The 12,076-nt window shown below is 52.6% G+C and carries 12 protein-coding genes; 4 read left to right on the top strand and 8 right to left on the bottom strand.

The annotated features are described in order from the left end of the window. Window positions 1-7: 7 nt before the first annotated feature. Window positions 8-940 carry a nucleoside recognition domain-containing protein gene (locus M8Q36_RS23990; RefSeq protein WP_249882634.1) on the bottom strand — a complete coding sequence of 311 codons (933 nt, stop codon included), beginning with the start codon at window positions 938-940 and terminating at the stop codon, window positions 8-10. A gap of 316 nt (window positions 941-1,256) precedes the next feature. Here M8Q36_RS23990 and M8Q36_RS23985 point away from each other — a divergent pair, with 316 nt between their 5' ends. Then, window positions 1,257-2,561, top strand: coding sequence for a hypothetical protein (locus M8Q36_RS23985; RefSeq protein ID WP_249882633.1), 1,305 nt, complete (start codon window positions 1,257-1,259; stop codon window positions 2,559-2,561). A gap of 1 nt (window position 2,562) precedes the next feature. Then, on the top strand, window positions 2,563-2,967 hold the full coding sequence (locus M8Q36_RS23980) for a hypothetical protein (RefSeq protein ID WP_249882632.1): 405 nt from the start codon (window positions 2,563-2,565) through the stop codon (window positions 2,965-2,967). Between the two features lie 45 nt (window positions 2,968-3,012). Here M8Q36_RS23980 and eitC read toward each other — a convergent pair whose 3' ends face one another. From eitC to eitA, 3 genes are read right to left on the bottom strand one after another with little or no spacing between them, the layout of a single operon-like run. Next, window positions 3,013-3,771 carry a siderophore ABC transporter ATP-binding protein EitC gene (eitC, locus tag M8Q36_RS23975; RefSeq protein WP_200551461.1) on the bottom strand — a complete coding sequence of 253 codons (759 nt, stop codon included), beginning with the start codon at window positions 3,769-3,771 and terminating at the stop codon, window positions 3,013-3,015. After that, window positions 3,768-4,808 carry a FecCD family ABC transporter permease gene (locus M8Q36_RS23970; RefSeq protein ID WP_249882631.1) on the bottom strand — a complete coding sequence of 347 codons (1,041 nt, stop codon included), beginning with the start codon at window positions 4,806-4,808 and terminating at the stop codon, window positions 3,768-3,770. Before M8Q36_RS23970 ends, eitC begins: the two co-directional genes overlap by 4 nt. After that, window positions 4,805-5,809, bottom strand: coding sequence for a siderophore ABC transporter substrate-binding protein EitA (gene eitA / locus M8Q36_RS23965; protein ID WP_249882630.1), 1,005 nt, complete (start codon window positions 5,807-5,809; stop codon window positions 4,805-4,807). Before eitA ends, M8Q36_RS23970 begins: the two co-directional genes overlap by 4 nt. Window positions 5,810-6,015: 206 nt before the next feature. On the opposite strand from eitA, the gene M8Q36_RS23960 reads away from it, so the two are divergent. Next, window positions 6,016-7,257 carry an MFS transporter gene (locus M8Q36_RS23960; protein ID WP_249882629.1) on the top strand — a complete coding sequence of 414 codons (1,242 nt, stop codon included), beginning with the start codon at window positions 6,016-6,018 and terminating at the stop codon, window positions 7,255-7,257. Here M8Q36_RS23960 and M8Q36_RS23955 read toward each other — a convergent pair. The 3 genes from M8Q36_RS23955 to M8Q36_RS23945 form a co-directional block, all read right to left on the bottom strand. After that, window positions 7,254-7,352: a YoaK family small membrane protein gene (locus M8Q36_RS23955; protein ID WP_017455774.1), complete on the bottom strand. Its 99-nt coding sequence runs from the start codon at window positions 7,350-7,352 to the stop codon at window positions 7,254-7,256. The genes M8Q36_RS23960 and M8Q36_RS23955 overlap by 4 nt on opposite strands. A gap of 104 nt (window positions 7,353-7,456) precedes the next feature. Further along, window positions 7,457-7,690, bottom strand: coding sequence for a KTSC domain-containing protein (locus M8Q36_RS23950; RefSeq protein WP_249882628.1), 234 nt, complete (start codon window positions 7,688-7,690; stop codon window positions 7,457-7,459). Between the two features lie 387 nt (window positions 7,691-8,077). After that, window positions 8,078-8,557, bottom strand: a complete 480-nt coding sequence (locus tag M8Q36_RS23945; protein ID WP_249882627.1) for a hypothetical protein — start codon at window positions 8,555-8,557, stop codon at window positions 8,078-8,080. A 1,357-nt stretch (window positions 8,558-9,914) separates the two neighbouring features. Here M8Q36_RS23945 and M8Q36_RS23940 point away from each other — a divergent pair. Continuing rightward, window positions 9,915-10,802 (top strand): LysR family transcriptional regulator, encoded by an 888-nt coding sequence (locus M8Q36_RS23940; protein ID WP_249882626.1) that lies wholly within the window; start codon window positions 9,915-9,917, stop codon window positions 10,800-10,802. Window positions 10,803-11,272: 470 nt separating this feature from the next. Here M8Q36_RS23940 and M8Q36_RS23935 read toward each other — a convergent pair whose 3' ends face one another. After that, window positions 11,273-11,839 (bottom strand): helix-turn-helix domain-containing protein, encoded by a 567-nt coding sequence (locus tag M8Q36_RS23935; protein ID WP_200551468.1) that lies wholly within the window; start codon window positions 11,837-11,839, stop codon window positions 11,273-11,275. Window positions 11,840-12,076: the final 237 nt, after the last annotated feature.

The following is a 12,076-nucleotide window of genomic DNA, read 5'->3' as shown; positions in this document are numbered from 1 at the left end:
CGTACGCTTAAAACATCACCGTATGCAAAACGGTGCGCACCAGTATCCCGACAATCGCGCCCGGCAGTGCAAAACGGAACAGACGCACAAAGCGGCTGGCGATGCCGAGAAAAATGCCAATACCGGGCAAGTCCAGCGTCTGCACCAGAAAACCTGCCGAGGCGTTGATTTGCTCAGCCGTTAACTGCCCGTGCTGCACCATTTCGGACGCCACGCCAAAATACGCCGTCCCGCCCGCCAGGCATTTGGTTAACGCCAGCAACACATACACCGTGGAAATATGGAAAAACGATAACAGCGGCGTGAGCAGCGTGGTTAAGGCTTCCACGACGCCTGCAGCTTTCAATAATCCCACCACCGTTAACGACAGCAGCAACATTGGCAGCGAACCCAGCGACAAACGAATGGCATCTGCCCCTGCGCCGTTAATCACCGCAATCAGACCCGCGCGCGGTTTATCCTGGTGCAATTCGCCCTCTTCGTCGCGCAGGCTGGCAGCGGAGAGTTTTCGCCCCGACACATAATAGGTCAGCGTGGAGGCGGCAAGCCCGCCGATAAGTGAAATCATAATCGCCATCCCCCAGTGCAGGCCGAACGGCGTTAGCGGGTAAAAGACGTTTGCCTGACCCATGGCGAACAACATGGCCAGCGTGGCGGCGAGATGGCGGTCAGAGGTGCCTCTTCTTTCCATAATCGCCAGGGCGGCGAGAGGCGCGGCGAAACTGACAAAGTTAAGCTGGATAAGGGCGAAAATCCCCATTCCGCTGATACCAAAAGGTTTCAGAACGGGGGAGGTAAGGCGCACGATGCCATCTAAAACCCCTTTCTCCTCCAGGTATTTCATCATGATGAGCATCACCACCATGATGGGCAGCAAGGTGTACAACGCAACATCTACGGAAACCTTGCCCGCCGACATGATGATTTCAATGATATTCATTACTGACTCCGGTGAATGTTTTCACCGCTATAGTACACCCGGCAACGGTTTGGCCGCCGCTTTCACCCCATTGTATTTACTTATTTTCTTTGCAGAGTCGTCGGTTTTACCCGAGCTACGTGATCTGGTAGGTGGCGCGATAAAGCCCCACGAAACGTGGCATTCTGGAAGAAATACAAAGAGATAGGCCGCGCAATAAAAAGAACGGTCGGCATGGCAGTGGTCGGCGTCGGGAAAATTTCACTTAACGTTCAGCCAACTATGCCGATAACCCGATTTTATGCCTGGAACACAGTGGGATGATTCGAGGTTACCGATGGGACTGAATATTTTTAAAGCACACAAGCAAAAAAAAGAAGCTGAAGAGATTGTGGTGGATGCGCGTTTTAAAGCGCGGCTGGCGGAAGAGGGGCTGGAAGAAGCCAGAAATACATCGTCAACGCTCATCAACACGCTGCTCGATCAGAAGCAACGCTATGCGGATGTCATTATCCCTGAGGCCTTGTCGGTGCTGGAGAAGTGCCAAAAAGTTAACCGGCTGGAGACCAAAGTCTCCCAAGATGTGTTAGATAATTTTGCCCGCTACGACGCGCCGCAGTTGCAAACCCAGTCGGTAAAAATGACCGAAATCATTGGCACCGGGGTGAAAGGGACAGCGACCGGCGCGGCGCTCGCCCTCGGCTCGATGAGCGCGGTTTCGACATTCGGCGCGGCCTCTACCGGCACGGCGATCGCCTCGCTTTCCGGCGCTGCCGCCAGTAACGCCACGCTGGCCTGGTTTGGCGGCGGTGCGCTTTCCGCCGGTGGCGCAGGGATCGCCGGTGGCACCATGGTGCTGGGCGGCATTGTGCTGGCTCCGGTCGCCATTTTCGCGATGATGAAATACAGCCAGAATGCGGAAAAAAAACTGACCGAAGCGTATGAATATCGCAGTGCGGTTAACAAGGAAGTGGCAAAAATCAATGCGGTGATCGAAGTGGCGCAGGCCATTAACCAGCATATTTCGCTGTATGCCTCGACCATTGAAGGTATTGCTCAGCGCCTGAAAACAAGTTACCAGATGCTGGATCAGGCGCTGTCAGCCAACGTTGCGCACGAGCGTGTCGTTTTCCTGAAACTCCAGACCGTACTGCTGGTAAAAGCGATGAAACAGTTGCTGGCGATACGTCTGGTGGATGATCAGAATAGCCCAACGCAGGAATCCGTGACGGTGGTTTCCCATGCGCAGGCCTTCACCGAGGAGCGTGTGAATACGCTGGTGACAAACCTGATCGCTGCAAATGATCACATGACCATGACCAGCGATGTCTCTTCTCTCGCACCTGGCGAGCAGAGCGCGCTCTATTTTTGGCTGGCTGACAGCCAGCGGCGCAAAGCAACTGCCGATGATGATGAACCCTCGTTTCTGGTGTGGATGGTGCTGTGCCTTCTTTTTGGCGCGCTGGGGTATTACCTGCACAGCATTGAGTGGACTTACACCTCGCTTGTTGCCTTTTTGTTCAGTTTCACCGGCTTTTCCGGGGCGTTAGGTCGTCTGTTTAATTTTGACAGCTCAGGGCTGGTGGGAACGGGCATTCTGGCCCTGATGGGATACGCAGCTTATTTATTCTGGTGGGCATAATATGAAAGCACTGTTTAACGCCTCGAAAGTGGCGGCAAAAGCGTCGCCATTACAAGCGGCATCGGCGGCGAAAGAGATTTTTGACGCCTGGCGTGATTTACAAAAATACCGTGCGGAGCAGGAAACGGCTCGCCATCAAATCACCCAGGAGACCGAAGTACAAATTGCGCGGATTCAGGCGCAAAAAGAGGTGTTGTTGCAGGCGTTGAATCAGGATTTCGCGCTGCGCCAGACCTCGCTTACCCAGACGTTTGCCGTGCTGGACAAAGCGCTGGAAACGAACAATCTGGACCTGTTAGATAAATCGTTAGGCGCGATTGTGGCCATCACCCAGCAATCTTCGGTGGTGTCGCTGAAAACGTTACATGCCACCTTGCAGGACAGCCGCAACGTGATTGACCTTTAAGCCCGCTTTGCGCCAGAACCGTGCCGCGTTCTGGCGCAAAAGCGTTCATAAAAAGTGAATATGCTTTTTGCCGTGATCGGGTGAGATCTCAATGCGCGCCCGCACCTGAAATACCTCGGACAGCATCGCTTCCGTGAGCACCTCATCCGGCGTGCCGCGCGCCACAATCTGCCCTTTTTGCATCACGATCAGCGCATCGCAGAACATGGCCGCGTGGTTCAAATCATGGATCGCAACAATGCTGGTTACCGGCAGTTCGCTGATAAGGCGCATTAACTGCATTTGATGATGAATGTCGAGATGGTTGGTGGGCTCGTCGAGCAAAATCTCGCTCGGCGCTTGCGCCAGCGCGCGGGCAATATGCACCCGCTGACGTTCGCCGCCGGAGAGGCTTTGCCAGCCCTGCTCGCTGTGTTCAAGCATGCCCACGCGCTCAAGTGCCGCCGTGACTATCTCATCATCACTGTGCGACCACGGGCTAAACGGCGAGTGGTGCGGAATGCGCCCCAGCTTTACCACATCGCGCACGCGAATATTAGCTTCCGTCGCCGCGTGCTGCTCAACAAACGCCACCCGCTGCGCCAGCGCTTTTTTTCTCAGCGTTGCGACATCGCGACCATCCAGCATCACGCTGCCGTCATCCGGGCGGCGCAGCCCGGCCAGAATACGCAGTAGCGAGGATTTCCCTGAGCCATTCGGCCCCAGCAGGCCCAGCGTCTGGCCCTTTGCTACCTCAAGCGAGACGTTATCGACAATGGTTTTTTTCCCTGCCCGCCAGCAGAGGTTTTTGGCGCTGATACTCATGCGAATTTCCTTGAGCGATAGAGAATAACCGCGAAGAACGGCACACCCACCAGCGCGGTAACCACGCCAACCGGCAGGCTTTGCGGCGCAATCAGCGTGCGCGAGGCAATATCCGCCAGCACCATTAAAATCGCACCGGCCATCGCACACGCCACCAGTAACTGGCGGTGCAGCGGCCCGATGAAATAGCGCATCACATGCGGTACCACGAGACCCACAAAGCCAATGGAACCCGCCATGCTGACAATGGTGGCGGTGATGAGTGCGGTAACGGAAAAGAGAATCAAGCGTACCGCTCCTACCGGAATGCCCAGCGAGGCGGCAGCGTCATCGCCAAAGGTAAAAGCATCCAGCGCTTTGGCGTGATACAGGCACGCCAGCAGACCAACGATAACCACAACTAACACCAGCTGGAATTCCGGCCAGCGCACGCCGCTGAAACTGCCCAGCAGCCAGAACATCACATCCCGCGCTTGCTGCGCGCTGGCGGAGGTGCTGATGCTGTACGCGGTGATGGCGTTGAAAAGCTGGGACGCCGCCACCCCGGCGAGAATGGTGCGTTCGTTACCGCCGCGCGCGCCGTTAGTCAGCACGGCGACAAACAAAAATGCGGCAAACGCGCCAACAAATGCCCCGGCGGAGAGCGACACCGCGCCCGCGCCGAGACCTAACACCACCACCGATACCGCGCCGGTGGATGCCCCGGCGGAGACGCCCAGCACATAAGGTTCTGCCAGCGCGTTTTTCAGCAGGCTTTGCAGTACCGCGCCGCAAATCGCTAACCCGGCGCCGCAGCAGGCGGCGACCAGCGCGCGACTTAAGCGGAAGTCCCAAATCACCGTTTCATGGATACGGTTTAGCGGCTCACTGGTCAGCCCCAGTTTATTGCTGACGGCGTAAAAGGTGGTTCTCAGCGGAATCGCCAGTTCGCCGACGCCGACGCTGACGGCAATCACCAGCCCGAGCAGCACCAGCGATAACAGCAAGAGTACCGCGTGCTGCGCTTTTTTAAGCGCAGCAGATGAGGGCGTGGTCATTTATCCAGCCCCAGCTTCTCCAGTTGCGCACCCACTTGTTCTGCGCCATAGAACGTGCGGATAGTCGGGTTCATCGCCTGGCCGTCCATCACCACGATATGGCCTTTTTTCACCGCCTCAAGCTGGCTAACCGCCGGATCGCTTTTCAGGAATTTGATTTTCTCTTCCGCACTGTCCAGCGTCCAGCGGTTACGATCGAGACTGGAGACAACAATCACATCCGGGTTAGAAGCAATAATGCTTTCCCAGCTGAGCGTCGGCCACTCGCTTTCCGAGGTGATAGCGCTGTGCCCGCCCAGCAGGCTGGCGATATAACCGGACGCGCTGTTCTTGCCGCCGACATAGGCATCCGCTGAGGGCGAGGCGCTGGAGAACCAGAAGACAAATGACAGGTTTTTCTTGCCGTGGCCGAATTTACTGCGCAGCGCCTCTTCACGCTGTTTGAACTCGGCAATCAGTTTCTCGCCGCGATCCTGTACGTCGAAAATTTCGGCCAGATCGCTGATCTCTTTGTACAGCAGCGACGGGTTCCACAGGGTATGACGGCTACCGTAAATATCGCCGTTATCCTGTTTGGTTGCGCAGACGCCTGGCGAGAGGTAACTGTTTGCGCCAATCGCGGACAAATCTTCGCGCTTCGCCACTTTGCTATCCGGCCCCAGCAGGATCGGCAACTGGGCAGCCACGAAATCGGGCTCCTGGGCAATGATCGACTCAAGCGTTGGGATCTCGACCGTCAGCACTTTCACTTTGGCATTCTGCGCGGCAAGCTGCGGCAGCACTTTGGTCGGCCAGAACGCGCTGGCCACCATTTTGTCCTGCAAGCCGAGCAGCAACATGATTTCTGCCGTGTTTTGCCCCAGCGCCACCACGCGCTGCGGCGCTTTGTCGAACGTGACCTGCACACCGCAGTTTTCAATGGTCAGCGGATAATGGGTGGCTTGCGCCAGAGCGGAACCCGCAAACAACATCCCCAGTGCAAACAACGATTTTTTAAACATTGGCATCATCATGACCTTGAGAAAGTATTAGTTTTGTAAATGCAAATCATTCTTATGGCGGCTCTTATACCGAGCGGCATGGGCCTTGTCAATATGGGGGATTATCAATGAACACCTTGTTTTCAATGTGTGTTTAAACAGAGTTGCCAGCAGGAAATTTCCCCGGTATTAAAGACCCTTGCGCGTTTTGCTGACCTGGATCCTTCATGCTTGCCCAAATTTCTGCCCCGTTGAAAGTGACCTCGCCGTATCTGCTCGCCGGTAGCCAGCTGATTTTTAATATCGGTTTTTATGCGGTGGTGCCGTTTCTGGCGATCTATCTGCGCGACGATTTGCTGCTTTCCGGCTCGTTGATTGGTTTGATCATCGGCCTGCGCACGTTCTCTCAGCAGGGAATGTTTTTATTAGGCGGCGCGTTATCCGACCGCTTTGGCGCAAGGATCATTATTCTGTGCGGCTGCGTGGTGCGTATCAGCGGGTATCTGCTGCTGGCGTTTGGCGGGGAGCTGCTGCCGGTGGTACTGGGTGCTTGTTTAACCGGTGTTGGCGGGGCGCTGTTTTCTCCGTCCATCGAAGCGTTGCTGGCGAAAGCGGGCACGCAGAGTGAAAAAGCGGGAAAGCGCAGCCGCGCGGAGTGGTTTGCGCTGTTCGCCATTTGCGGCGAATTGGGCACGGTGCTCGGGCCGCTGCTGGGTTCGCTGCTTGCCGGTTTTGGTTTCCAGCGTGTGGCGCTGGCCGGGGCGGGCGTGTTTATGGTTGCGCTGCTGGTGCTCTTTTTCTGCCTGCCGGGTGGCAACGGGAAAACGGAAACGCTGCATGTGCTACCGTGGTGGAAAACTTTTCGCAAACCGCGTTTTGTCGCGTTTATGGTGGCCTACAGTGCTTACCTTTTCAGCTATAACCAGCTTTACCTGGCGTTGCCGGTTGAGCTGAGCCGATCGGGCAGCAGCGAGAAAACCCTCGGCCCGCTCTTTATGCTGGCGTCGGTGCTCATCATCACGTTACAGATGCCGCTGGCGCGGCTTGCCCGCCGTGTTGGCGCGGCACGCATGTTGCCGGTGGGGTTTGCGCTACTGGCTGCGTCATTTATCAGCGTTGCACTGTTTGCCGCGACACCGGCACCGGAAAACTGGCAGCGCTATGTACCCGCCGCCTGCATGGTGACGCTATTAACGCTCGGGCAAATGCTGATTGTTCCGGTGGGGAAAGATTTGGTGCCGTGGTTTGCCGATAACCAGAACCTTGGCGCGCATTATGGCGCACTGGCATCGATGGGGGGCGTGACGGTGCTTGCGGGAAACTTCCTGTTAGGCGGGCAACTGGATAACGCGCTGACCCCTTCTGCGGCGGCGAGTGTCGCCTGGCTGTGGCTGGCGCTGATCCCGTCGCTCAGCGCACTGGCCATGATATTTATCTGTCGCCCGATGGCGCAACACGCCGGGCGTTAGCTGCCCGGTGTGGCGTAACCGCCAGCGATAAACCACGTCAGAAAGGCGACGGCGACAATAAAAACCAGGATAGGAAACGCAATACCAATTCTCATAACACCTCGTTACGCTGTCGCCAGCATGAACACGCACCAAACCGCATCGTCTGCGGGCAGACAACGTTAGCACAAACGCGGGCAAAAAATTACCGCCTCAGCGGTTAAAAACGGCTGCGATTTGCCTGCTCGACGGTAATTTTCAGGTAGCTACTGGCGATATGCTCGCGAAAATAGTTTTCCTGCTCGTGGCTCATCAAAAATGCCTGCCAGGTTTTGGGCGGCACGCCAAGATATTGCTCAACCCGGCCGTTGCTGTGTTCAAGCTCAAGTACGCTTGAGTTGGGATCGTATCCGGCAGCGCGCAGCGCGCGGCAGGAAAGGGGATGTCTTTTCATAATGTGTTCTGCTCAACGTCAATGTCAAAGTGGCACTTCTGCTATTGCTATCGGCAGCCGACGCGGAAAATTTACACTGCAGCCAGGGATTTAGCGCAGTGCCGTTTACCCTGCGTTTATTAAAACAGTGTGTCAGGCACAGAACGGGATGCGCATTGCGCGTCATTTCGCGGCGTGAATCAGATGCAGGCAGGCCGTTTCACCGCATGACTGTAGCCGTCCGGCCGATCGGGAAGAGGGCAGAACCGGTGCGCAAAACGTCATGACGCGCGTTAACAAAAGGGAATAACCGGTTCAGTGATGTTATTGATGACTTCACGCGTTAAACAGTGCCCTCACTAAGCAGGAGGGCACGTTTTTCGCGACGAACAGGTGCAGACGATCCGGTTAGCTGAGTAATGAGATCCAGTCGCTGGGTATATCCGTAAAAAAGGTGGCTTCCTGCGTGGCTGTTCTGGTACCAACGATAACGTATTGGCTTAAATCAGGGTTCACGTTGGTCAAAATATAGTAGGGCTTGCGTCCATACATATGCCCTTGATCGGGCAGTTGTGCCCCCACGCTGCCGTCGAGATTAAATTCAAAAAACAGCGCACTCTTTGGGGCGGTGATGCGATATTTATGTGTGCCATAAGATGCGCCATCTTCGATACATGAGGTCGAGACAGAATCCCCTTTCGAATTACTTATGATATAACCGCCAATATCCGCGAGGCTTTTAAAACCGTTGGTGACAATAAGCTGCTGAATATAAGCAATAGCCTGAACTGGCGTTCGTCCCCGGCACGATTCAATGCGCGGCTGGAACCCGGTTTTTTGTATTTCGGAAATAACACGGTTATCACCGCGATAATAAATAGATGGCATCTCTTTATCTCCTCATGATTACGATGGGTGTTTATCGTGCACTGCTGGTATTTAATTTTGGTTATCGGATGCGCAACAAAAAAATAACGCGCCTCTCACTGGAGATAAACGGTCTGTATAGTGACGTCATATTTATATCAACCTATTTGAGCTGATTTAAATATTATCCGCTACCGTGTGCTCATCCGATAATCACTTAAAGATAACAGTAGCAATAAAAAAACAAATCGGGTTTTTGGCGTAGACCTTTTATCCGGGGCGGGTAACGTGTCGATCTGATCGCATCACATCTGTTCTTGCTTGGAGGAAATAAACAGGATTCACTCTTTTATGATGTCGATAACATACTGAATAAAATGTGAAAATTAATTGCTGAGGCATTCAGTCACCCTAAAAAGCACTGGCGAACTCGCGCCAGTCTTTTTTTGGGGCAAAGCATTCATCTTTGCACTGAAGGTCTTTTATTCGTCGTGATGGGGAGAAACTACGGTAGCCTTTACAGCGCGCAGCTTTATAAATGCATGCACAACAGGGATTGTGTAAACCACAAATAATAGACAGTTAGCTGCAAATAATAGTGAGGTGTAAATATCGATCGTCAATAAGGTGTCCAGTGAGCCGATTTTTACTATTACATCCAGTATTAACCTGCAGAACAGGCTGGAAAGATAATAGTGCGCGTAAGACAGAAATATGAAACAGAATAAAAGCGTGTAGTTATAGCTATTGTCTGTTTTACTTATCCTGAATGAGCAATAGTAGTGGTTTAACAAAAATAATAGTTCTTTATTATTTGATGCAAATAACAGCACGGCAAACACCGAGCACATGACTATTGTGAAGACATTCTGCACCTGGTACGTGAAGGGTAAATCTGCCATCACCGTAGAATATGAGTAAGCATAATAGCCAATCGATAAAACAGACAGCAGTAACAATATTTTTCGTATCATTTTTCTCATCCACGGTTTCCCGCTCAAAACACATTCAGGTATTTGCATTGCCAAAGCATTGGCCCACCGATATGACTAACGGCACACCGCCTGTAAACTTTATGCATAAATTGCAGGCGCGAAGATAAGAAGGTGCCGTAAAGCGCAGTACGCCGATGAGTAATATTGGGTGCGCAGGAATGGCGCTGTTGGTTGAAAACCGAGGCAGCAAAGCGCCGGGCTTCATGTGCCTCTTTCGGCATAACAGCCATTTCATGATCACGTGAAGCGTCACAGAACCCGGACTTACACGAAAAGTAGTCAACTCAAAACACAAGGCAGGCGCGGAAGGCTATTTTGCCAGGCGTATTTCTGAAACAATGCGCGTTACGTTTCACAAATCGAACAGGTGAACAGGTGAACAGATGGACAGAGTGATGGCGGTGGTGGTGTTTAATCGCATCTGCGAGTTGGGAAGTTTGAGTGCCGCTTCGCGGGCGCTGGGCATTTCTCGCCCGATGGTCAGCCGCTACCTTGATGAAATGGAAAAATGGGCGGGTGCCCGGCTTATTCACCGTTCGTCTCGCCGCCTGACGCTGACGCCTGCCGGGGAAAATACGTTACAAAAGACGCGGCAACTCGCGCCGCTGTTTGGTGATATTGAAGGGCAATCGACGCGGGAAACCCCCTCCGGCACATTGCGCGTTGCCTGCGCCCACTTCACGGCCAGCCACATTATCGGGCCGGTGCTGCCGGGTTTTCTGGCGCGTTACCCGGCGTTAAGAATCGAAGTCGAAGTGGGAAACCACCCGGTCAACCTGATTGGTGAACGCATCGATTTGGCGATTCGCATCACCAATAACCCGGAAGCAGGCGCGATAGCCACGCGTCTGGGCGAGTGCCGCTCGGTACTTTGCGCATCGGCGGATTACCTACGCCTGCACGGTACACCGCACACGGTGCACGAGCTTGAGCACCACAATTGTCTGCACTACAGCGGTTTCGCCGGGCAGTCATGGCACTTTACCGACAGCGCACAAAACAAGTGGGAAGTGATGGCGAACGGTAATCTGAGCGCGGGGATCTCCGCGGTGCTGCGCGATGCGGCGATTGCCGGGTGCGGGCTGGCGCTGGTGCCGGAACGGGAAGCGCAGGAGGCGCTGAATAATGGCCAACTGGTCAGGGTGTTACCCGATCTCGAACCGCAACGGCTGGGGATTTATGGTCTGTACCAGTCTCGCGAACATCAACACGCCGCGCTGCGGTTGTTTATTGATGCTATCCGCCAGCAGTTAACCAGCGCGACAGAATAAATTGCCATTTTATATGGGGAATTCGCCGTGCAAGGACGATGAAAAATCTAAATATAATAGCGGTGTTGCGTACTCGTGCTGGCAATGCGCGGCAGTGCCATTGTTTTCCTTAGGTTTAATCTCATCATTAGCATTTAATTATTTGTGCTGTTGAGGCCAGTCTTATTTTTTGGTCAGCTATTGACGGCTGCGGTTATTTATCGGTTAAATGAAAGCCCGCCCGTTGTGAGTGAAACTAAAATGGTGATGATGAACCTGGCCTTGATAGGCGTGCTGCTGATCGTTATCGCGTATTCTTTTTACAGGCACTTTCGACTTGTACGCTCAAGAAAAGTGGGTCAACCGCGCAAATACGGCAAAAAGACTTAACGATATTTAATGTGAATTGCCTTTTTATCGATGGGATAAAAAGGCAATTTCATGTTGCGTCCTGGTTTTTATTTTGCTGAGTGTTGTAGTTGTTTTTTTTCTTAGCCGTAAGCGACCATTCTATTTATTTGCTCGCCCGGCGGCATAAAAAGTGGATCTTCACTCGTACTCTCATTTAATGTGGAGTCGGTAAAGGAAAAAATGCTGAACGCATAGAAAATGTCAATCTTTGTACTCGCGGAGATTTTCTTTTTTATGTTGTCCTTATGCGATGAAACGGTTTTTTTGTTGATGTTTAATAGCGTGGAAATTTCCTCATCACTTTTTTCGTAAATCATCTCCTTAAGAATCGCAATTTCGCGCCTTCCAAGACGAATCGTCTTAACATGCTGGCTGACTCTTCCGTAAACAAATTCGGTTAATATGTCCATTAAAACACTGACCGGAACTTTATCGGGTATCACAATCATAGGCGTATGTGCCAACGTAAAGGGTATAAAATTACCTTTGGTCACCACTAATGTTCCCCGGCCAGAATAAGGTGCTGTAAAGTTAATTCCAATGTGCAAACCACTGCCGTTTCTGATTTCATTAACTAATTGAGTGATGCCTTTTTTGGTATAAGAACAGGTGATTTTGCATAATATGACATCTATTTTTCTTTCCATATTACACCCTCCTGGAGCGTCTGGATGTGCGTGTGTAAAATTTGCAAGTTTGAAATTTTTCTCAATCCTTTGTTGTGCTCTTCTATGTCTTCTTTGATCTCTATCATACTGCTAAAAAATTGTTAACTGAGGATTGTCTTATTTTTATTTTTAAGCGAAATGTGCCTCCGTTGAGATAATTTAGTTTTGCTGAGGAATCTCCCATTTGTTTTCATATTGTCGAGGAATGTCCTATTT

Origin of the sequence: Kosakonia sp. R1.Fl (genome assembly GCF_023516815.1) — a bacterium.
Classification (GTDB): domain Bacteria; phylum Pseudomonadota; class Gammaproteobacteria; order Enterobacterales; family Enterobacteriaceae; genus Kosakonia.
Note: the sequence above shows the minus strand (reverse complement) of the source record. Positions and strands in the feature narration are given on the sequence as shown.